This window comes from Roseovarius sp. B-10 (assembly GCF_056859295.1).
Genome location: NZ_JBSXOE010000018.1, coordinates 42,536 through 61,835 on the forward strand (window position 1 = coordinate 42,536; position 19,300 = coordinate 61,835).

Genomic DNA, 19,300 nt, shown 5'->3' on the forward strand with positions numbered 1-19,300 from the left:
GGTTTGGCGGCCGGCATCGCGGCCTCGGAGCGTTCTGGCGCTGCGCGGCTTGGCTGCCCGGATGTGGCCGGGCCGAACGCGGCGCAACACCGTCAGCATACCGGGCGCGCCGTTCGCCGCCATCGGGCGCCGCGCGAATGTCGGGTTCACGATTCGAGAACGGGCAGAGAAGGGCAGCGGACGGAAACCGGCCCTAGGTTCGCAGCCAAGGGGGCGTGTCGCCAAGATGCTCCACGAGGTGGTCGATGAAGAGGCGGAGCTTTCCCGGCATTGGCCTGACCGGCGGCCAGACGACATGAATGGGCAGGGAATGCGGCCGCAGATCCGGCAGAACCTGGACCAGACGGCCCTCGTCGATATCGCGGTGCACGATGAACATCGGCAGGAGCGCGATGCCGAGCCCGGCGCAGACCATGTCGCGCATGGCCTCCCCGTTATTGGTGACGAGGTGGGAATGCCTGGGAGGCCGGACAGGCGAATCGAACCGCCAGATATCGCCGATGCGCCGGTTCAGATAGCTGATGGTGGCATGCTCCGACAGATGGCCCGGCTCGGTCAACGGACCGTGACGCGCGAGGTAGTCGGGACTGGCGACGATGGCGCGCCGGTCCTCGCAAAGCTTGCGCGACAGGAGCGTGCTGTCCGACATCTCACCCAGCCGGATGCCGACATCGTGCCCCTTGCGCGCGAGATCGACCATGGCGTCATCATAGTCGAGAACGATTTCAAGACTGGGATGGGCGCGCGCGAAACCGGCAATGATCGGGCCGAGGTGATGGATGCCAAAACTCATTGGTGCCGATATGCTCAACCGGCCCTGCAAGTTCGTCCCGCCAGATGCCGCGGCCTCGGTTGCGTTGACAAGTTGCGCCAGCGCCGGACGCAGGCTTTCGGAAAGTGTCAGCGCCGCATCAGTCGGCGTGATGCGACCGGCGTGGCGCGTGAAGAGGGCCGTGCCGAGCGCCGCCTCGAAGTCGCTGATCCGCTTGCTGATCACGGATTTCGAGACATCCGCGCGAATCGCGGCCCCCGAGATGGAGCCCGCGTCGATGACCGCGAGAAAGGTCTCGATCTCGTTGATCGTCCAGCGCATTCCAATTGATTACGGCAAGGATTGGTCCGGCGCAATTTGCGAGCTTGGCGCGGGATTAAGTCGTGATCTCAAGAGAGCGCCAGACAGAAGAAACCCGCGTTCTCGAAAACAGAACGGCAAGACCATTGATCGGCTCCGGAGCGGTGCACAGTTGACCCTCGAACGCGGCAAGACCGCACGAGTGGGAGAATCCGAAATGAGACATGTGAGTTCCATCAGCACGGCCGCGTCGGGCCATTGGGTCGGAGACGGTTTTCCGGTGCGGTCGCTGTTTTCACACATGAGCGGCGAAAACAGCCACGATCCGTTCCTGATGCTGGACTATGCCGGTCCGCATCACTTCGAGCCGGCGTCACGGCCGAGGGGTGTCGATGTGCACCCTCACAAGGGGTTCGAGACCGTCACCATCGTCTATCAGGGCGAGGTCGAGCACGGCGACTCGACCGGCAAGGGCGGCGTGATCCGCGAAGGGGATGTGCAGTGGATGACCGCAGGCGATGGCATCCTGCACAAGGAGTTCCACAGCCACGACTTCACCGCGCGCGGCGGCCCGTTCGAGATGGTGCAACTCTGGGTCAACTTGCCCGCAAGGGACAAATCGGCCCCGCCGGGCTATCAGGCGGTTACGGATGCGCAAATCCCGGCAGTCGATCTGGGCGAGGGTGCCGGGCGTCTTCGGGTGATCGCGGGCACCTTCGATGGGCATGTGGGCCCGGCGCGGACATTCACGCCGATGGAGGTCTGGGACCTGCGCCTTCATGCGGGCAAGCGGACCGACTTGGCTCCACCCGACGGGCAGGATGTGAACGTGGTAGTGCTGAGCGGGGCGGTCGCGATCAACAGCGACGCGCCAATCACCGGCCCCGCCGTCGCCCGCCTGGAGGGAGAGGGGACGTTTTCGGTCGCGGCCGAGACGGAGGCGAAAGTGCTGCTGCTCTCGGGCGAGCCCATCAACGAACCCGTAGCGGCTTACGGCCCGTTCGTGATGAACACCGAGGCTGAAATCCGTCACGCCATTGCCGAATTCCGTGCGGGTGCATTCGGCAGCTTGTAGAGGGCATCAATATCTCGGGCGGGGATCATCCCCGCCCCCTTTCGCGAGGTCATGGTGCGCCAACTTGCCAAGAGCAAAAGCCATCACGTATGCGAGGCACCGTTTGGGCAACGAAATTGGCGCACCTGCGATAGGAATGGCTCGCCTTTTAGGAAGACGCGTCGCGGCGGATCCCGATGGGCAAGCGAAGTCCTGGCGAACAGTTTAACGAGCATATGAGAATACGTTGCTGCGACCAATTTCAAGGCGAACTGACCACACACGGGAAGACAATCTGCGGCGTTGGAATCCACGCCCGTAGAAGAACTGCCGCACCAGGCTATCTCAACGGGAGCAGAGGAGAAACGCTTCACGAGGGGATACGTCCTCTCCCGGCCGCACTTTTCTACCTCGTCTATATGGGGGGCGTCGTCTGGTTCGCGGGTTGGCCGGCGCTGCGCGACGGAACGCCTGCAACAGCGTTTGTCAACGGCGCCATACTGGGCTTTGTCGCCTACGGCACTTACGAGCTGACCAGCTGGACGGTGATGCGTGACTGGCACCCGTCGATGGTGGCACTCGACATGGCCTGGGGAGCGACACTGACTGCGATGGCGACCTGGGGTGGGGTCGTGACTGTTCGAGCGATCGGTTGAAAGGAAAGCCAGTGCCGTGTTCTGTGGTTTAGGCTCGGACAAAGGTTCAAGAGACGGCTGTGAAAGAGGGATGGGGCAATAGATTGGATAGAGCCAGCCAATTCTGTCGACCCACGACTACCCCAAACTCCAGAACGCAACGCCAGATTTTCAGGCACGCGGTTACTCAGAACTGGTCTATCAGTCGGCGCTAAGTGGTGAATTCTTGAAGCCCAAGTTTCCCTTAGACTTCCGAGGTTGACCTATATCATCGCAGACAGCGGGAAATTCGCCTAACGACCACGTGTAACTTCACGCGCTCGTTCGACAGGGAGAGGTCCGATGCATGGATACCCGGCTGTCACGCGGCCTCGGGGTATCCCCTCCTTTTCAGTAGGCCCTTTCCTTGCGATCACGTTCCTAATCACGTGGGGGGTAATCGGGCTCTACATCGCTCTGCCGGAGCGCGCCGCAGCGTGGCTCGGCAAGATCAGTGGGGCGCATCCGCTGTTCTTCCTTGCGACTTGGGCACCTGCGATTGCCGCGTTCGTCGTGGTTCTCTGGCATGGTGGCACTACGGGGCTCCGGCGCTTCCTGGCGCGGCTTCTGCTCTGGCGCAGCACGGCAGGTTGGACGGCGTTCATCCTGCTCGGTTTGCCGCTAGTATTCGTCGCGGGATCGCTGATCAAGGGTGGCCCGATCCTGGCACCGCTGCCGCCAGAAGGCGCGCAGCCGGTGCTGGCCGTGATGGTCATGATGCTGTTCCTCGGACCCATTGAGGAATTCGGATGGCGCGGGGTCTTGCAACCGCTGCTTCAACGCCACATGGCACCGATTTGGGCCGGTTTGCTGATCGGTGCCACCTGGGGTTTCTGGCATCTTCCCGCCTTCTACCTTGCAGGAACGGTCTTCGGCGGCTGGAATTTTCTGCCCTTCTTCCTTGGCAACGTGGTGCTAGCTGTTCTGGTGACACCAGTTTTCAACCGTACCGGTGGCAGCTTGCTATGGCCGATGCTGTTCCACTGGCAACTGATCAACCCGTTCTGGCCCGACGCTCAGCCCTGGGACACGTGGATCCTCACCGGAGGAACAGCGGCGCGCAAGCCTGATCCTCGATGGGCTTCTGCCCATCAGCCGCAAGACGGACGGGTCGCGAACAGATGGCGTCTGGGCTGGGGCACCCTCCCTGACTGCCTACCAGGATATTACGGTGCCGACCCTGATCATGTCCTGCGAAGCCGATCTCTTCCGAACCGCCGAGACCGCGCGGCACCTGGCCGATCGCATACCGAATGCGACACTGAGGATCTGGCCGGAAGGCGGACATATCTGGCTGGGACATGACACGGACGTCGCCCGCGAGATCGCTGATTTCGCAAGGAGCCACTGACAAGAAATGGAGGTAATCAAATGAGTTGGAAAAGGATTATGCTAACAGAGTTCGGCGGACCGGAACAGCTGGAAGTCCAGACCGTCGACGCGCTCCCCGAACCAGAAGGGTCCAATGTGCGCATCCGCGTCCTGGTGACAAGTGCTGCGTTTACCGACCTGATGATCTGCAAGGGCCTGTATCCGGACGTGAAGGACAAGCCGCCCTTCACCCCCGGCTACGACCTTGTCGGTGTGGTGGATGCAACAGGTCCCGAGGCGACCCGGTTTCGTCCTGGAGACCGGGTCGCGGACCTGACCACCATCGGCGCCTATTCCGAGTATGTTTGCCTGCCCGAGGACAGTTTGACATCCGTGCCCGAAGGCGTCTCAGAGGTCGACGCCCTAGGCATGATCCTGTCCGCAGTGACGCCCTTCCAGATGCTGCACCGTGTGGCCAGGATGCAGAGGGGGCAGAGCCTTCTGATCCACGGGGCGGGCGGAGCGGTCGGCACGGCGATGCTGCAACTGGCGCGGGATGCGGGGATCACTGCGCTCGGCACTGATATCACAGCAAAGCACGACCTGATCCGTGGCCTTGGGGCCACGCCGATCGAGGCGGATGCGCCGGAAGCGGTGCTTGAAGAGGCAGTGGGTGATGGTGTCGATGCTGTCTTCGACCCTCTCGGTGGCGAGAGTCTGTCGCGTTCGCTCCATGCGCTGAAGCCGGGCGGGATGCTTGTCGCCTTCGGTTTCCAGAACGAGGTGCTGGGGCGCGGCGGGTCGATACCCCTGGATTTCGTGAAGCTCAAGCTGTGGGACTGGCTGCCAAACGGTCACGCCACCGCCTTCTATTCCATCGGCGCGATGCGGCGGAAACACCCCGAATGGTTCCGCGAGGATCTCGCAAATCTTTTCTCAATGCTTGCAGAAGGCAGGATAGCCCCCGTTGTCGCGGAGGTAGTCCCCTTGGAGCAGGTGCGCGATGCGCATAAACGTATCGAAGCTGGAGCGGTGGCGGGCAAACTGATCCTGAGGGTGTCGGACCCATGACCAAGACCCGTTGAAAGGCTATGGGCGCGCCCCAGCGGCCAGGACAAAGGAAAGCAGCTTGAGCTGTTGCCGCCGTAGGCAACAATCAGCGCCACCAGGGCATGCCTGAAGACTGCCGCGATCTGCCAGCCAGCCGCCGATACTGTCGCTCACGCTTCCCATCGTCCGTGCGCGGCAGATGGGGCCAGTGGTCAGGGTGCTATTGGTTCACGCCTGCCTTACCAGTTATGTCCAGTCAACCGGTCACCTCGCACAAGAAAGCGCCCGTCGATTCGAAGCGCGAGCGGCTCTCCGGAGATCGGCGGCGCACCTGCCGGTGCGGGGCGTTGCGCATGGATATGTAGATGCGGCTCGGTCGAGGCACCGGAGTTTCCAATCTCGCCCAGCCGATCCCCAATGGCAAGGGAGTCACCCGACGAAACTCTCACGCTTCCCTTCTGCAAGTGTGCAAAGACGATTTCGACATCGTCACAGCGAAGAATGACATGATTGCCAAGACGATTGACCTGATCTTGCTCCGGCACCAGGAAATCCGGCATTCCCCCCTCCGCCGCGACCACTTCGCCCGCACAGGGCGCATGCAGGGCAGCACCGAAGATTGCATAGGCCGAAGGCTCAGTCGGCCGCCACCCCTTCGCGCGCAGGCCGAAAGGCCCCAGTCCGAAGAAATCCACCGCGTAGGATTGGCCACGCCAGCGCCGGAAACGTTCAATGCTGGCATCCAGCGTCTTCATATGCGCATTCACCACAGCATTGGACCCGCCGTTCCCGACGAGATAGCGACCCAGGCCAAAGGGGTTTTCGATGTCGATGACCTCCACCTGCGGCTCACTGCGCCCCATCAGCGCGCGTGTGCCAAACCATCCCCCGATGCCAAAGAGCAGGATCGATATTGCCAAGAACAGCCAGGCCGACAGCCCGGAGGGCAGCAGCGGCAAACCGGCCAGGTTCGATTTCAGCGGCCAGGCCACCAGCGCCACCAGCCACAGTGCTCCATATACCAACGGCAGCCACCAGACCGTCACCGCCCATTGTCCAACTTTTGCCAGTGCGAAAAGGAATATCCCGATACCCGCCGCCTGCATCACGAAGCCGACAAGGCTGCCTGCGGGCAAGAATGCCAGCCAGGCCAGCAGCGCCAGCGGTAGCAGAACTTGGAACGTGAGGACGGTGGCTGTCATGGTTGGCCCACCGGGAAGCGGATATCGGTTACGTCGGCAATGAAGAACGGGAAATACTCATCCGTCCCGAACATGTTTCCGGCCTCCACATGGAACGGCAGGCGATAGCCCTCGACCTCCCGGTAGTCCGACATCTCGGCACCGAAGGGCTGCAAACGGTAGGCCCCTTCGGGGTTGGCGTTGGTCCAACGCTTGAAAGAAATAACCTCAGGTCTCCCCTCGGCATCCACGGTCACATCTACCATCTGGCTCAGGTCCTTGTGGCGCACGGTGACGCGAGCAGTGTCGTCATCAACCGCGGTCCAGGTCACGCCCGGGCCCGGCAGGAGGGCGGCGGGAGACCAGATCAACGCCTCGGATACATAGCGCCCGAACGCGGAGCGGGCGTGGTCGCGACCGCCGCCGGCACGGGCGACCGGCACAAGACCGAATATCCGGAACCGTGTCCAGAGGCCGGAGTCCGAGCCCGAGATGGGCATGCCGCCCAGCGGTTTCATCGACCAGACAAACCCTTCTGGTGCCGCGAGAACCTGACGCGCTTTAATCGGCTGGTAACGCGGGTCGTCCTTTGAACCAAGGCTGAAATGTCCCGTCATCTCGATGACCGTCACAGAATACAGCGGAGCGCCCGGTTGTATAACATAGGAGAAGTAGCGGCGCGCAGGTTCGGGGAGGTCTGCCACCATTTTCTCGGCAAAGACGCTTGGGGCCTCCGGCTGGAGTGCTGTGAGCCGATGCCACTCCGCGCGGTCGGCGCGCCTATCGAGAAAAACGAGAACCATGAGCGCCAAGAGGACGAGCACGAGGACTAGCAGGATCGCGAAGAGGATTTTCATTCGTCCATCCTCTGGTAGGATCGCGTCTCCCTAGCGGTCTGGGTAGCCCTAATGCGATGACACAGATCAATTCAGTAAGGGTGACCGCATTAGGGTATCCCTCCGGCGGAGGCCGTCTGACGGGATTTCGGCGTCGGTGATAAGTCCGACCTTATGGCCGACCATACGTTCAGACCCGAGATCGAAGTTCTGCCTGCCGCGGACGTGCCGCACCGGCGGCCCTGGAGCGATGCGGACAAGATCCGGACCGTTAAGGAGAGCTTCCTGGGGCATCGCCAGGTGACAGCGACGGCTCGGCGGCATGGCGTGTCGCACTCCCTGCCGACCATATGGCCGCGGCAATATCGGAGCGGTGAACTTGGTGACGAGACATCGCCGACGTTCATCCCGCTGACGCTCCCGCCGAAGGCGTCCACGCTCATGCCTGCGGCGGCGCCGATAGCGCCGCACACCCCCCGTGACGCCCGGCTCGAGAACGTGCTGAGGAATGGGCGGCGGCTTCTTGTCCCTTCGTCGGTGGACCCGGAGGAATTGGTGCGGCTCATTCCGGTGATGGAGGGCCGATGATTGCCTTCCCGGTGGGGGTGCGCGTGTGGATCGCGGGCGGGGTGGGCGGATCACCGAACGCCTTGAATCGTTGAAACGGCTACTTCTTTTTGGTCTCACCGATATTGAGCGGTGCCTTGCCCTTGATGAAATCCGCTGTTGCCAGGACCTTTTCCTTGGCCTTCTTCGGTTTCTTGGCTTCCCGGTTGCCGCGTTGCTTGTCGCCCTTTGACATTTCGTATCTCCTTGGATGGATGGTTTTCAGTCATTTCGATCAACTTGCAGCTCTTCGGTTGACCCGGTTGACGGCGCGAATGCCGACCTTCCGGACCGGCGGGTCATTCGTCTACATCATACCACCCATGCTGCCCATGTCTTCCATGTCGGACATGTAGCGGCCTGCTATGGATTGTTGCGCTTTCTCGGCGATCATCGCTTCGGTCGTGATCAGCAGTCCCGCAATCGAGGCTGCGTTTCCCAACGCGACGCGCACGACTTTGCTCGGATCGATGATACCGGCCTTCAGCATGTCGCCGTAGGTTTCCGTCTGCGCGTCGAAGCCGAAGCCGGGGCTCGTGTTCTCAGAGACCTTGCCGACAACGACCGATCCGTCGACACCGGCATTCTCGGCGATCTGGCGCAGCGGTGCCTGGACCGCGCGAGCGACGATCCTGATGCCGACAGTCTCGTCGGCATTCGCGCCCTTGAGATCGGCCAGGACCTTGCCGCCTTGCACAAGGGCCACGCCGCCACCCGGCACGATACCCTCCTGAACCGCCGCACGGGTGGCGTTCAGCGCATCATCGACCCGGTCCTTGCGCTCTTTTACCTCGGTCTCCGTGGCACCCCCGACCTTTATCACGGCGATGCCGCCGGACAGCTTTGCAAGCCGTTCCTGCAGCTTCTCCTTGTCGTAGTCCGAGGTCGTGTCTTCGATCTGGGCGCGTATCTGGGTGACACTCGACGCGATCGCATCCTTGTCGCCCGCACCATCGATGACAGTTGTGTCATCCTTGGTGATCGTCACTTTTCGCGCAGACCCGAGCATGTCCATGGTGACCGTCTCCAGCTTGATGCCGAGATCGGGGGAGATCACCTGTCCGCCCGTCAGGATGGCCAGGTCCTCAAGCATCGCCTTGCGGCGATCGCCGAAACCCGGGGCCTTGACTGCCGCGACCTTCAGGCCGCCGCGCAGCTTGTTGACCACCAAGGTGGCCAGCGCTTCGCCCTCGATGTCCTCGGCAATGATCAGAAGCGGCTTGTCGGCCTGAATAACCGCCTCGAGCAGGGGCACCATCTGTTGCAGCGATGACAGCTTCCTTTCGTGCAGCAGGACGACGCAATCCTCGAGTTCCACACTCATCTTCTGCACGTTAGTGATGAAATAGGGGCTGAGATAGCCACGGTCGAACTGCATGCCTTCGACCACCTCGGTCTCGGTCTCGAGGCCCTTGGCCTCCTCGACGGTGATGACGCCCTCGTTGCCGACCCTTGCCATCGCATCGGCGATCTGCCGACCGATCGCGGTCTCGCCATTGGCAGAGATGGAGCCGACCTTGGCGATCTCGTCACTGTCGCCCACGGGGCGTGACATCGCGCGGATCTCGGCGACGACGGCATCGACGGCCTTGTCGATGCCACGCTTGAGATCCATCGGGTTCATGCCGGCGGCAACTGCCTTCATGCCTTCCTTGACGAGCGCATGCGCCAGAACCGTGGCGGTCGTGGTCCCGTCACCGGCTTCGTCATTGGTGCGGCTGGCGACTTCTTTCACCATCTGCGCGCCCATGTTCTCGAAGTGGTCGGAAAGTTCGATTTCGCGGGCGACGGTCACTCCGTCCTTGGTGATGCGCGGCGCGCCGTAAGGCCGGTCGAGAATGACATTGCGTCCCTTGGGGCCGAGGGTGATCCGGACCGCTTTGGCGAGTGTATCCACACCTTTCAGCATGCGGTTGCGTGCGTCGGTGCTGAATCTGACATCCTTGGAAGACATTTCGGTTGCTCCTGAAATGGGGGTTCGGCGTAGGCGTCGGGCTCAGGCCATGATGCCGAGAATGTCGCTCTCCTTCATGATCAGGAGATCCTCGCCGTCGAGACGGATCTCGGAGCCGGACCACTTGCCGAACAGGATCCTGTCGCCGGACTTGACCTGCATGCCGACAAGATCGCCATTTTCAGTCCTTTCCCCGGCGCCGACGGAAATGACATCGCCTTCCTGTGGCTTTTCCTTTGCGGTCTCTGGAATGATGAGACCACCACCGGTTTTTTCATCGCCTTCGATGCGGCGGACGAGAACTTGGTCATGCAGGGGGGTGAACGGCACGGAAACGCTCCTTATTCGGATTTCCAAGGGAGCATGGCGATGTTCGGAAGCGCTTTGGCGCTCGCCATACCGGAGCGCCAACAATATGGAGATGATGCGTCACCAGGGATTCGACAATGGCCTGAGCAAAATATCTCTCTGCTTTCGATCAAATAATAGCCCTAGGTGCTCTCGCACACCCTCGAAGCTCGAATTCACAAGTGCCGAACCGAGTTTCCGCCAGCGATGATCGAATTCTTGAGGTCCGCGACGGACTGACCCCTCGGGAAAGGCGTTGCGCAGATAGCCGAAGCGCGAAGGCACGACGATCTGGAAGCCCGCGTAATCGAGGCTGAATGTCTCCAGCAGATGCAGGACCTGCACATACGTACGCCGACCCATCTTCAGCAAGTGTGCCTCCATGAGGCGGCGCAGGGTCCGGAACTCTTCGGGCAGATCCCACTCCGCCAAAGGCGCAGCCTGATCCAGGGCATTGATCTTGCGTTCGATCAAGGGAAGGTAGTGGATCGGGTCGAGACGACATCTTCGCGTGCGTAGCACCGCGGATGCCGGGCGATCACGTCTCCCCGGCAGCCGATCACGACCTGATCGACATAGCCGCGAACCCAGACATCCTGATGGCCATAGTCGCCCTTCTTAGGACGGTGGACGGAGCCGGACGCGGCCCCGTCCCTTGGCACTATTGCGCAGCCTGAGCGGCTTTTTCAGGCATGATGTTATGATTCAGCCGAAACAAGTTCTCCGGGTCGTAGTTCGCTTTTATCTTGCGGAGCCTTTCAAGGTTTCCGCCGTAAGCGTCGCCAAGACGGCCTTCCTCGTCGTCGGGCATGAAGTTGACATAGACGCTGGGGGATGAGTCTGCCGCAGTCTTGTCGAACAGATCACGCGCCCATCCGATACAGGCCTTGTCATTGGATGCCTCGCTCCACCGCGTGTGCACATTCATTATGAAATGTGCTGCGCGCTGCGGGAAAGCTGTCGCATCACTGGCAACGCGTGCCATCGCACCACCCACATGCGCGATGAAGACTTCGCACTGCGGATCGGGCAAGGCATCGATCGATTTGAGGATCGCGCCAATGGTGCGATCTGTCAGTTCGATGAAGTCGCGGCTTTTCCAGTAGTTGCGTTCTCCAGGCGTCAGAAGCGGGTCGAACGCGGCCTGCCAGCCGACGAAGGGATGCGGGCCAATCACGTCGACGATTGGCGAGCCGAGTTCGCGAAGCCCAGCCATTGCGGCCTCGCCCTCTTTCATCTCGCCGGAATAGCAGGCAGCAAAGATCAGCACCTTCTCGCCGTGCCATTCCTCGGGTAGAAACGGCAGTGGCGGGGCCTTGCGTATGACCGACCAGACTGTGAGCTCATCGGGGGCTGCATCACAGATCGCGCGGAATTCCTTGAGCAAGGCAGGGGCCTCGGCGATCGGATGAACAATGAGACCCGACAGCACCTCCGGTCCTACCGGATGGAGGCGGAACTCGAATGATGAAACGACTCCGAAATTACCCCCGCCGCCCCGGATCGCCCAAAAGAGATCCGGGTGCTCAGCCTCACTTGCACGGACGACGCTTCCGTCGGCAGTGACAACATCGGCGGAGACGAGGTTATCGATCGTCATCCCGTATTTTCGCGTGATCCAGCCGAATCCGCCACCGAGCGTCAGGCCGGCAATTCCGGTGGTCGAATTCACACCGACCGGAAGAGCCAGTCCGTGAAGCTGCGTTTCACGGTCTACGTCGGCCAGCAGGGCGCCGGCCTCCACTCTGGCGGTTTGAGCAACCGGATCGACATGGACCGAGCGCATCAGCGACAGGTCCAGCATCATCGCGCCGTCTTCCACGGCAAGTCCCGCGATCTGGTGACCGCCGGCGCGCACTGACATCAGGATGCCATTGTCGCGGGCAAAGTTGACAGCCGTGCAGATGTCGCTGGTGCCGAGGGCTCTGACGACAAGGCCCGGACTCCTGTCGATCATTCCGTTCCAAATGGTGCGGGCCTCTTCAAAGCCGTCTTCACCCCGGGTGGCGGTGTATCCTCGCAGCGCACTGTCGAGCAATTCGCGCGTTTCCGGTTCGATCGTCTTTGTGCGACCATTCAGGCCTTTGAGTTCAGTTACGGATCCCATGTTGTCCTCCATGTCATTATGGACGGCACGGCGAAATTGCCTGCCGACATTTGTAAGCTTGTGGACGTTCGGTGGTGTGCCGGGTCCTATGGGTCAGGATGCTGATTCTCTTCTGTCGTATCTAGTGTTCAGACTGGACCAGGGCAGTTCAGAAAATGGACTGGATGCGTAGGGTCCTTGGGCGCTATCATGCGCGAGAAAAATATATTCAGGGACATGTGCATGACCAATGCCAGCTACCGCCAGTTCTGCCCGGTCGCTATGGCGGCAGAGATACTCTGCACAAGGTGGACGATGGTGCTCATACGAGAGCTCGTCGCCGGATCGACACGGTTCAATGACCTGCGGCGTGGTGTCCCGAAAATGTCCCGGACACTGCTTGCACAGCGGCTGCGGGAGCTTGAGGCCGCTGGCATTGTCGAGCGCCGTCCTCTCGCCGGGTCGCAAAATGTCGATTACGTGCTCACCCAGGCCGGGCGCGACCTGTTCCCGGTGGTCGAGGCGTTCGGTTTGTGGGGGCAGAAATGGGTTGAGACTAACCCATCACTCGAGAATCTGGATGTTTCGCTGCTGATGTGGGACATGCGGCGGAATATTGACCCGAGCCCGCTACCAGACGAACGTGTGGTTCTGCAGTTCCATTTCCATGACCTCCCAAAGTCTCAAGGAGACTGGTGGCTGGTGGTCGAGCCCACGGGAAAGACCGATCTTTGCCTGACCGATCCCGGCTTTGATGTTGACCTGTTCATCTCCACAGACCTCCGGACGATGACATCAGTTTGGATGGGACTGACGACGGTTGCGGCCTCGTCCGGCAAGTTCGAGCTTGATGGCCGCCGTGACGTAGCCGAAACCATGCAAAAATGGTTGGGCCTAAGCCCCTTTGCCATGCAGCGTAAATTTGCTTCATAGCGGCCTAAAGGTTTTCAGCAGGTTTGACCTTTAGGTAGCAATCTCAAAAGTTCACCCAGGCGCGCTCGTTCTCGACGACTTCCTCCATCCGCTCCATCTCTCTCACTTTCCGGAGATCACGTTGACCGCCGCCTGTGCGCGGCTGGTCAGACGCGGATCGCTGTTGCCCGAGGCCGTGCGGATCGCCTCGATCCAGCCCAGCTCGTTCGCGGTGACCGGCGTGCCGAATAGCTCGACATCAGCCGCTGCTGCCGCTCGCCCTACCGCCTGCTCAAGGGCGAGGCGCATCAGGTAAGCCAACGCCAGAAACAGTCAGCAGACGATCGAGGTCTGCCACCCGATCTCGTCGTGTTGGAAGTGTTTCCCTGATTGACTGATGCACAGCCGACCGTAGCGTGTGGCGTATGAGGAATATGCTCGCCATCCCCACCTTAGCGTTCCTGTATCTGCTTGGGACAGAAGCCACAGCCCAAGACTGTGGAGAGGTCTGCACATGGGATTTTTGGGAAAGCTCGACACAGCAGGAGGTCAAAGAAGCCATCAGGAACGCCAATGTGAATGCTAGGGCTGCGAATGGCGCTAAACCTCTTTACTATGCAGCCGGAGAGGGAACTTCAGAGGCTGTCACAATTCTCCTAGAAGCTGGGGCTGAGGTGAATGCAAGAAATAAATGGGGTGAGACACCTCTTCACTATGCAGCAAGATGGGGAACTCCAGAGACTGTCACAACTCTCCTAGAAGCTGGTGCTGACCTGAATACTAGGACTGAGATGTACCAGACGCCCCTTCACTATGCAGCACGATTTGGAACTCCAGAGACTGTCACAATCCTACTTGATGCCGGTGCTGACGCGGCAATGAAAGACGTCGATGGAAAAACTCCATTCGATCTTGCCGAGGAAAACGAAGACCTCAAGGGCACCGACACTTACTGGGCTTTGAATGATGCAAGGTTCAAGTGACTGAGGTGCTTGTAAAGCCCGAACAAATAGACGCTTTTCTTCCAAGCGTTGCGCCTCAGCGACCAGCGGTCTCAGCTCCCCGGGGGTTTCCGAATGTCAGCCGCGAGGTCAGCCCACGTGGCCCCCGGTCTTGCCGCTGACGGTTTGAATTGCATAGCCACGGATTGCTTCGTTGACGTCGAGGGTGCGGTCGACCGCGTGGGAGGAGCCCCCGCCGCGCCGACCGAGCCGTCACCCGATCCACCCGCCGCGGGGGCACCTTTCGGGGCACTTTCGACCGGGGGCGGCCCGCGCGGCTCATCGGTTTAAAGATCCGGAAGCTCTGGCTGGGGTGGTAGGAGACCCTCAAGGGTCAAGATTTGAATCGCGAACCCCGCCCGGACGCCTCGAACGGGGCATTCCCCGGGGGCAAAAACAGACGGGAAGGGTGCCCCGGGTGGCGTCTCCGGCGGCGGCGACTGAGGTTCTCCCACGCGGTCCGGCGAGAACCCGCGACGCTTTAAGCCGACGACCGCAAACGGGGCGGCGCGGGCGGTGGGTGACGTCGGAAGGGTTTGTTTCAGCGCTCTCGCTGGGACCAACGCATATAGAAGATCAGGAAAGGGTCAGTGAGGTAAAGAAAGTCATCGGACCATTCCAATACCGGCTCTCCCTTGATCTCATCCTTCGCTATGCCAGACATGTGGCCTAGGGCGGACGAGATTTCGTGCTTTTGGGGCATGTCGCTCTCTACCAAGATTGAGCGTAGTGCTTCTCGGATTTCGACGTAGTTGAGCTTCTCCTTAGGTCCGGTAGAGGCAACGGCTCGAAGCAGTGATTGGTAGATGTCGAGAGTGCCGGTGCCATCGGATAGTCTGCGCCCTATGCGCTGCGAACGAGATTGAGGACCTTTTGAAAGCTTCTCGAAGGTCGGAAATCCTGCCTGCTCGGCCACGTCCTCGAAGATCTCACGCTTTGCGGAGTCGCTGGGATTGAAAGGCTTTTTTGACGGCAACGTTTCTTCCACTTCATAATGTGAGCAGATACGTGCACAAAACCTTTGCATCAAAAGTGGGCTACCGTGAGCTTCCCGTGCAAACTCAACCCTACACTCGGTAGCGACATCCATATTGAGTTCCGGAAAACCCTTGTCAGATATTAACCTCAGTTCCTCAACATTCCATGCCGGAATTTGGATATTCGCGAACCGTCCCTCCATTTCACGCTCTACCCCAATCGCATCGAACGCACGGTGCGGAACAGCGATAAGGATCGCCACCAAGCCGTCAAAAACCTCTGACTTCAGCGCTCGCACGATCTCTCGTTGAACGGCTTTGGGCATGTAGTGGAAGTCGTCAACGACCAGAGCAAGGTCATTCGTGTGCATAAACCCAAGGATGGCGCGCTTGTTCTTATTATTGAAGCTCTGCGTAGCCCCATCGCTGGCAGTCTGCTGTGCCGTCACAAGGTATCTCAGGCCTAGACGTGTTTCTTCACTAGTTGCTGTATTTTCAGCTTCCGGAAGGTCCAAGTCTTGCAGGAGCAAGGTCCAGAACTCTTCACTGCTTTCGACTTGCCCTCCATTAACGAGAGCACTTCGGTCTTTTCCGAGAACATGGCGCGTAAGAACGGTTTTTCCTGATTTTGTTGGACCTGTAACGCAGATGACTTTGAAACCCTCGGAAATTTCCGCTGTCAACCTCTTCTCAAGGTTCAGAGCCGCTCTGTCGACATAGGTTACGGACGGCATGCCGCCGGCAATGAATACCTTGCTTGCTTTAGCCATACACATCGCCTCGCGGTTCGCTCTCGACAGGATCAACTATCACAAGGTCGGCCAGTGTGCCAGTAACTACGGGACCGCCCGTTTGCCGCGCACAAGCTGCGCCGTATTGACCGGATCACGGAAATGACCTCCACGCCAAACCGAGGAAACCTCCGCATCTATAACGATAGCAACCAGGAGGTATCCCATGCTGTTCAACTTTCTCACGTGGCTGATCAGGCCTACGACGAAGCCCCGCCGACGGTCGTCATCCGACGGCTCCGAGGTTCAGCTTCTGCTGGCCTGGATTCTGCTGATCTGCGCGGCGGCGCTCTGAGCCGTGACCGGCCTCAAGCCCGACGCGGTGGTCGTCATCCGAGCCTTCGATGACGTCCCCGAACACCTGTTCGAGGTCCACTCGGTCAAGGAAGACCGCGTGACCGGCGTGGCGCTCACCGGGCCCTTCGCCGGAGCCTACGGCGAGCCGCCGCTCGACCTCGTGAAGGCGGTCGTCGGCAAGGATTGAGAACATCCCAGCCGCCGCCTGATCACCCTTCTTTCCATCGCAACATCGAAATGACCCCGGGGCACTTCCGCCGGGGAAGGAGTCGTCATGTCCGACATCAAGTACGCCTATCTCAAGGGGCAGACCTGGCTTTACCGCCGGAACTATCCCGGGGACGTCGCGCCCGTGCTGGGTGCGCGCGCCCTCAAGCAGTCGCTGAAGACCGGCGACGTCAAGACCGCCCGCGCCCGCGCCGCCGAGGTGAACGCCCGGTACGAGGAACTGGTTCGCAAGGTCAGGACTGGGGCCGAGGAGGTCCTCAGTGACGCGGAGACGCACGCCGACGGCCCGGCGTGGGTCGAGGCATCGAAGACCGCCCTCGCGTCTCTCCGCGGCGCTCTGGAAGCCTCCGGGCCCGTCGCGTTCCCGGGGAAGACCGAGGCGCCGACCGTCTCGGAGTTGTCGCGGACTTACCTCACGCTGCGGGGCCGCGAGCTCCGGTGGGGCGGGTTCAAGAGCGTCCGCTACTCGGTCGGTCTGTTCACCTCGAAGTTCCCGGACCGAAAGATCACGTCCCTGACCCGCGACGACGGGCGTGAGTTTCTGGGTCTGATCGCGCGGTTGTCTCCGCTGATCGGGAAGGTCCCGGACACCCGGCGCATGAGCCTCGATCAACTCGTGCGCTGGTCCGACCGCGGCAATCGCCGCATCACCACCCGCACCCGGAAACGCATCTGGTCGCAGGTCAACCACTTCCTCGACTGGGCGGTCTACGAGGGTCACGTCCGGCAGAACCCGTTCCGGACCGTCCGCTTCGAGGGCCGGATCAAGCCCGCGCCCTACGCGGTCCCGACCGACGAGGAGGTGCGAACGCTTCTGGGGGCCGGGGACGGACTGATTCACGACCCGCTGAAGATATGTCTGCTGACCGGCATGCGGTCCGGCGAGGCGATCGGGTTGCTGCGGGACGATCTCGTCCGGAAGGGCAATCTGGGCTGGTTCGCGTGGGTGCGCCCGAACGCGCTGCGGGAGCTCAAGACCGACGCCGCCGAACGGCTGGTGCCGCTGCACTCGGACCTGGAGGCGCTTCTCGGCGACCTGCCGTCGGAGGGGCCGCTGTTCCCGGACCTGAGCGTCAACGTCGTCACCAAGCGGTTCGCGGACCTGCGCGGGAAGCTGGGCCTGGACCGTCCCGGTCTGGTGTTCCACTCCACCCGCAAGTGGTTCATCACCCAGTGCGAGCGAACCGGCGTCCCGGAGCACTTCACCGCGTCGCTGGTGGGCCACAAGTCCGCGCGGTCGGAGAACGGGATCACCTACGGCATCTACTCGGCGGGCATCTCCGACGAGCAGAAGCGCGGGATCATCGACCAGATCCGGTTACCGTCATGCTGATCCCAGACATCGAGGCGTTCGAGGAGCGGGCCGCCATCGCCGAGTACGACGGCGGTCTGTCCAGGAAATCCGCGGAGGACCTCGCGGCGCGTCGGCAGGGCTTCCGGGACCGGGAACACTACTGGGAGTGGTTGGCGGATTACGTCCTGGCGCGTAAGCTGCCCTGAGAAAGGCCCCGGCTGGCTTGAGTTGGCCGGGGCATAAGACGGAGAGCAAAATGAAGAAACCACTCAGGTTCATTGCAGGGTTCGCGAAGTGGCTTTGGCGCTCGGTGTTCGTTTCTGTTTTTGTATTCTCGTTGGCGTTCAACGTAATTGCGATCTTCGGCGGTGCGCTCTTCAGTGCGGTATCCGGCGCGATAAGCACCGTTACTGGTGCGAAAACACTCGTGGCGCGGCACGCTGACGAAGTCGCCGATCTGAACGCAGACATCATCGCTGAGCGGCGTGTTAAGCGCGAGCTTCGCGGAGATATTGCAGACTTGTCCGGAGACCTGGCGGTGGCGCGTACGGCGAACAGGGAATTACGGGGTCAAGTTACCGAGCTGGGTGAAGAAGTTGCCACTTCGAAGGTAGCTCTTCGTCGGACAAGAAACGAGGTGCTGAGCCTTTCCGACGATCTCGCAGCGGCACGTCTGGCGCGTCGTCAGTTGCAGGACGACCTCGCGGAAGGTCTGGTTGTATTCAAGGGAAGGAAAATCGCCTTACGAGAAGCAGTGGGGGAAACGGCGGATACAGTATCTTCACGTGCGGCAAAGTCGGCAACCCGTGAGACGGCTTCAATGGCTGGTGAAGCCTTGCCCTATGTCGGAACTGCAGTGATTGTCGGTGTCACCGCGTTGGAAATCAAAGACCTATGCGAGACGATTAGGGATATGAATTCCCTTAAACGCGCGTTTAATCCTGATCTCCAACCTTCGGAAGAGGAACTCACAGTCTGCTCAATGGCCGTGCCGTCTCGACAGGAGCTTTTGAACGCAACCCTCTCCGCTCCGGGTAAGGCTTGGGAGTACTCTAAGGAGGCGGTGCCGAAGCTTGCCGATCTTCGAGACATTGAACTACCGTCGTGGGGCGATCTCTGGGCTCTCTGGGAAGCGGTTAGAGATGGCGCACAGGGCCACCGAGACGTGACTGTAGAGCGTGGTCAAGAGTTGTATCTCTGGCTAACTGAATGACGGGTGGCCGGTCATAGCACTCGCACCCTTAACACGATCCCCCTCTCCCGTCGCCTCCCCCACCGACCCCCTCGAACCACCTCCCGCGCCGCCCCGTTTGCGGTCGTCGGCTTAAAGCGTCGCGGGTTCTCGCCGGACCGCGTGGGAGAACCTCCGTCGCCGCCGCCGGTGACGCCGCCCGGGGCACCCTTCCCGTCTGTTTTTGCCCCCGGGGAATGCCCCGTTCGAGGCGTCCGGGCGGGGTTCGCGATTCAAATCTTGACCCTTGAGGGTCTCCTACCACCCCAGCCAGTGCTTCCCGATCTTTAAACCGATGAGCCGCGCGGGCCGCCCCCGGTCGAAAGTGCCCCGAAAGGTGCCCCCGCGGCGGGTGGATCGGGTGACGGCTCGGTCGGCGCGGCGGGGGCTCCTCCCA

21 protein-coding genes and 1 pseudogene are annotated in these 19,300 nt (G+C 61.0%); 12 read left to right on the plus strand and 10 right to left on the minus strand.

Annotation, left to right across the window (positions count from 1 at the left end; translation table 11 throughout):
• Nucleotides 1-193: 193 nt before the first annotated feature.
• Nucleotides 194-1,093, minus strand: a complete 900-nt coding sequence (locus tag AC13D8_RS02605; protein ID WP_482967495.1) for a LysR family transcriptional regulator — start codon at nt 1,091-1,093, stop codon at nt 194-196.
• On the opposite strand from AC13D8_RS02605, the gene AC13D8_RS02610 reads away from it, so the two are divergent.
• From AC13D8_RS02610 to AC13D8_RS02625, 4 genes are all read left to right on the plus strand, one after another.
• Complete coding sequence (locus AC13D8_RS02610; RefSeq protein WP_482967496.1) at nt 1,050-2,147, plus strand: pirin family protein; 1,098 nt, start codon at nt 1,050-1,052, stop codon at nt 2,145-2,147. The two genes, AC13D8_RS02605 and AC13D8_RS02610, sit on opposite strands and share 44 nt — an antisense overlap.
• Before the next feature lie 215 nt (nt 2,148-2,362).
• Entirely contained in the window at nt 2,363-2,782 is a 420-nt protein-coding gene (locus AC13D8_RS02615) for a DUF2177 family protein (RefSeq protein ID WP_482967515.1), read from the plus strand.
• A 321-nt stretch (nt 2,783-3,103) separates the two neighbouring features.
• A complete protein-coding gene (locus AC13D8_RS02620) occupies nt 3,104-4,105 on the plus strand; it encodes a CPBP family intramembrane glutamic endopeptidase (protein ID WP_482967497.1) in 1,002 nt (333 codons plus the stop codon).
• Between the two features lie 84 nt (nt 4,106-4,189).
• A complete protein-coding gene (locus AC13D8_RS02625) occupies nt 4,190-5,182 on the plus strand; it encodes a medium chain dehydrogenase/reductase family protein (RefSeq protein WP_482967498.1) in 993 nt (330 codons plus the stop codon).
• A gap of 218 nt (nt 5,183-5,400) precedes the next feature.
• Here the strand turns inward: AC13D8_RS02625 and AC13D8_RS02630 are convergent, their stop codons facing one another.
• Both AC13D8_RS02630 and AC13D8_RS02635 read right to left on the minus strand, forming a co-directional pair.
• Nucleotides 5,401-6,363 (minus strand): M23 family metallopeptidase, encoded by a 963-nt coding sequence (locus AC13D8_RS02630; RefSeq protein WP_482967499.1) that lies wholly within the window; start codon nt 6,361-6,363, stop codon nt 5,401-5,403.
• Entirely contained in the window at nt 6,360-7,199 is an 840-nt protein-coding gene (locus tag AC13D8_RS02635) for a DUF6544 family protein (protein ID WP_482967500.1), read from the minus strand. The genes AC13D8_RS02630 and AC13D8_RS02635 overlap by 4 nt, the downstream gene beginning before the upstream one ends.
• A gap of 153 nt (nt 7,200-7,352) precedes the next feature.
• Between AC13D8_RS02635 and tnpA the strand changes: the two genes are divergently transcribed.
• A complete protein-coding gene (gene tnpA / locus AC13D8_RS02640; protein ID WP_482967501.1) occupies nt 7,353-7,766 on the plus strand; it encodes an IS66-like element accessory protein TnpA in 414 nt (137 codons plus the stop codon).
• Between the two features lie 79 nt (nt 7,767-7,845).
• Here the strand turns inward: tnpA and AC13D8_RS02645 are convergent, their stop codons facing one another.
• The 5 genes and pseudogenes from AC13D8_RS02645 to AC13D8_RS02665 all read right to left on the minus strand — a co-directional run bounded on the left by AC13D8_RS02645 (nt 7,846) and on the right by AC13D8_RS02665 (nt 12,205).
• Entirely contained in the window at nt 7,846-7,980 is a 135-nt protein-coding gene (locus tag AC13D8_RS02645; RefSeq protein WP_482967502.1) for a hypothetical protein, read from the minus strand.
• Nucleotides 7,981-8,091: 111 nt separating this feature from the next.
• On the minus strand, nt 8,092-9,738 hold the full coding sequence (gene groL / locus AC13D8_RS02650; protein ID WP_482967503.1) for a chaperonin GroEL: 1,647 nt from the start codon (nt 9,736-9,738) through the stop codon (nt 8,092-8,094).
• A gap of 42 nt (nt 9,739-9,780) precedes the next feature.
• Nucleotides 9,781-10,068 carry a co-chaperone GroES gene (locus AC13D8_RS02655; protein WP_482967504.1) on the minus strand — a complete coding sequence of 96 codons (288 nt, stop codon included), beginning with the start codon at nt 10,066-10,068 and terminating at the stop codon, nt 9,781-9,783.
• 327 nt (nt 10,069-10,395) lie between these two features.
• Nucleotides 10,396-10,730, minus strand: a pseudogene (locus AC13D8_RS02660) (Mu transposase domain-containing protein); the annotation flags it as partial.
• 17 nt (nt 10,731-10,747) lie between these two features.
• Nucleotides 10,748-12,205: an FAD-binding oxidoreductase gene (locus tag AC13D8_RS02665; protein WP_482967505.1), complete on the minus strand. Its 1,458-nt coding sequence runs from the start codon at nt 12,203-12,205 to the stop codon at nt 10,748-10,750.
• A gap of 210 nt (nt 12,206-12,415) precedes the next feature.
• Here AC13D8_RS02665 and AC13D8_RS02670 point away from each other — a divergent pair, with 210 nt between their 5' ends.
• Nucleotides 12,416-13,105: a winged helix-turn-helix transcriptional regulator gene (locus tag AC13D8_RS02670; RefSeq protein ID WP_482967506.1), complete on the plus strand. Its 690-nt coding sequence runs from the start codon at nt 12,416-12,418 to the stop codon at nt 13,103-13,105.
• A gap of 102 nt (nt 13,106-13,207) precedes the next feature.
• Here AC13D8_RS02670 and AC13D8_RS02675 read toward each other — a convergent pair whose 3' ends face one another.
• Nucleotides 13,208-13,393 carry a hypothetical protein gene (locus AC13D8_RS02675; protein ID WP_482967507.1) on the minus strand — a complete coding sequence of 62 codons (186 nt, stop codon included), beginning with the start codon at nt 13,391-13,393 and terminating at the stop codon, nt 13,208-13,210.
• Between the two features lie 116 nt (nt 13,394-13,509).
• Between AC13D8_RS02675 and AC13D8_RS02680 the strand changes: the two genes are divergently transcribed.
• Complete coding sequence (locus tag AC13D8_RS02680; RefSeq protein ID WP_482967508.1) at nt 13,510-14,067, plus strand: ankyrin repeat domain-containing protein; 558 nt, start codon at nt 13,510-13,512, stop codon at nt 14,065-14,067.
• Between the two features lie 559 nt (nt 14,068-14,626).
• Here the strand turns inward: AC13D8_RS02680 and AC13D8_RS02685 are convergent.
• Nucleotides 14,627-15,832 (minus strand): P-loop NTPase family protein, encoded by a 1,206-nt coding sequence (locus tag AC13D8_RS02685; RefSeq protein ID WP_482967509.1) that lies wholly within the window; start codon nt 15,830-15,832, stop codon nt 14,627-14,629.
• Nucleotides 15,833-16,019: 187 nt separating this feature from the next.
• Between AC13D8_RS02685 and AC13D8_RS02690 the strand changes: the two genes are divergently transcribed.
• From AC13D8_RS02690 to AC13D8_RS02710, 5 genes are all read left to right on the plus strand, one after another.
• Entirely contained in the window at nt 16,020-16,148 is a 129-nt protein-coding gene (locus tag AC13D8_RS02690; RefSeq protein ID WP_482967510.1) for a hypothetical protein, read from the plus strand.
• Between the two features lie 3 nt (nt 16,149-16,151).
• Nucleotides 16,152-16,337 (plus strand): hypothetical protein, encoded by a 186-nt coding sequence (locus tag AC13D8_RS02695; protein ID WP_482967511.1) that lies wholly within the window; start codon nt 16,152-16,154, stop codon nt 16,335-16,337.
• Between the two features lie 87 nt (nt 16,338-16,424).
• Nucleotides 16,425-17,711, plus strand: a complete 1,287-nt coding sequence (locus AC13D8_RS02700) for a DUF6538 domain-containing protein (RefSeq protein ID WP_482967512.1) — start codon at nt 16,425-16,427, stop codon at nt 17,709-17,711.
• Entirely contained in the window at nt 17,705-17,878 is a 174-nt protein-coding gene (locus AC13D8_RS02705; RefSeq protein ID WP_482967513.1) for a hypothetical protein, read from the plus strand. Before AC13D8_RS02700 ends, AC13D8_RS02705 begins: the two co-directional genes overlap by 7 nt.
• Nucleotides 17,879-17,928: 50 nt before the next feature.
• Nucleotides 17,929-18,885 carry a hypothetical protein gene (locus AC13D8_RS02710; RefSeq protein WP_482967514.1) on the plus strand — a complete coding sequence of 319 codons (957 nt, stop codon included), beginning with the start codon at nt 17,929-17,931 and terminating at the stop codon, nt 18,883-18,885.
• Nucleotides 18,886-19,300: the final 415 nt, after the last annotated feature.